Source organism: Vibrio sp. 03_296 (genome assembly GCF_002265885.1).
In genome coordinates, this window is record NZ_NPKW01000412.1 from 1 (window position 1) to 1239 (window position 1239).

Below are 1239 nucleotides of genomic sequence, written 5' to 3' on the forward strand. Positions count from 1 at the left end.
CGACAGATATAACCATAAGTGCATGTTCCACCCCTGCATAACGGCAAGGAAAAGGAATGACAGTGTGGTTTGGTATTTGGCTTGCCAGTGTACAGCTGGGGATACTGACGGTGGTAATCAATATCAACAGCTCCTTGTCCCCATCCCCTCGGCGTTTTCAAGAGTTCGAAGATTCGCAGTGCCTGCTGGTAGGCGAAAGACGCAGCTTAAGGACAGTGGTAAAGAAAGGCGATGGTGATTGATAAGGCGGAACATAACAGCTACACAACCCCTTGCTCGCTGGCCATTTGTAAGCGTTTGACTTGATGAATCTCCATCTCATCTTGCCAAAGGATAACGGTACGACACACTCCGCTTTTTAGGCATTGCTCGGTGGCCCATAATGCTTCTTTGGTTGACACTGAGTGGATCACGAGACAATTGGCTAAGGGAAAATCCATATTACGCCAAAAAGCGGCATTCAAAACGGCAGGGGGATGGATCAGCACGATCAGATCCTGCTGCTGTTTAAGATAATTAGCCAGTTAAGCGCAATTCACCGATGCCGAGTGCAGATTCCATTTCCACCACACCATGCTGTGGGAATCCACCACCAAGCAGTTTATCTAACTCATCAATACCAGAAGTTTGGTAACGAGATTCATTAGCGCACCTTGTTGAATTTGCATGCCAATCAACTGTGGTTTTTAGGTCTGAATGATGTTCTGCATAATAAAATACCTGTATATACATACAGTATATTTAACTACCAGAAAGGCGCAAGATTTTTATCGTACAGAAAATGAAAAAAGGCAGCGYTTGCTGCCTTTCTAATCAATGGAAGTAGCGAGAATCTGCGCTAGCGCTTTGGTTGTGCGTCAATGCATTGGCCATTCACGTCAGTGGTTGCAGGATCCATTAAATGGAGATAAAGCGGCATCAAATCTGCTGGTGTTTTCAGTGTATTTGCATCTTCACCAGGGTAGGCTTTTYCGCGCATTCGTGTGCGTGTGGCACCTGGATTAATGGCATTAACACGAATTGGAGAATTGCTGAATTCATCGGCTAGGATCTGCATCATACCTTCAACCGCAAATTTAGAAATGGCGTAGGTACCCCAAAATGCGCGGCCAGAATGGCCTACGGTGGATGAGGTGAATATGATGCGACCCGCTTGTGCTTTACGCAGTAATGGCAATAACGCTTGGGTCATCAAAAATTCGGTTTGACATGTATTTGTAATGGAGTCATCAAGTCTTC

The 1239-nt window shown here is 45.5% G+C and carries 4 protein-coding genes; 1 reads left to right on the forward strand and 3 read right to left on the reverse strand.

Annotation, left to right across the window (positions count from 1 at the left end; translation table 11 throughout):
- The first annotated feature begins 56 nt into the window (after positions 1-56).
- Positions 57-242, forward strand: a complete 186-nt coding sequence (locus CIK04_RS33825) for a hypothetical protein (protein ID WP_325205801.1) — start codon at positions 57-59, stop codon at positions 240-242.
- Between the two features lie 18 nt (positions 243-260).
- Here the strand turns inward: CIK04_RS33825 and CIK04_RS33830 are convergent, their stop codons facing one another.
- From CIK04_RS33830 to CIK04_RS25035, 3 genes are all read right to left on the reverse strand, one after another.
- Positions 261-488 carry a hypothetical protein gene (locus tag CIK04_RS33830; RefSeq protein ID WP_325205802.1) on the reverse strand — a complete coding sequence of 76 codons (228 nt, stop codon included), beginning with the start codon at positions 486-488 and terminating at the stop codon, positions 261-263.
- 28 nt (positions 489-516) lie between these two features.
- A complete protein-coding gene (locus CIK04_RS33835; RefSeq protein WP_325205803.1) occupies positions 517-732 on the reverse strand; it encodes a hypothetical protein in 216 nt (71 codons plus the stop codon).
- A 106-nt stretch (positions 733-838) separates the two neighbouring features.
- On the reverse strand, positions 839-1239 hold a 401-nt coding region (locus CIK04_RS25035; RefSeq protein WP_128824695.1), incomplete at its 5' end, for an SDR family NAD(P)-dependent oxidoreductase.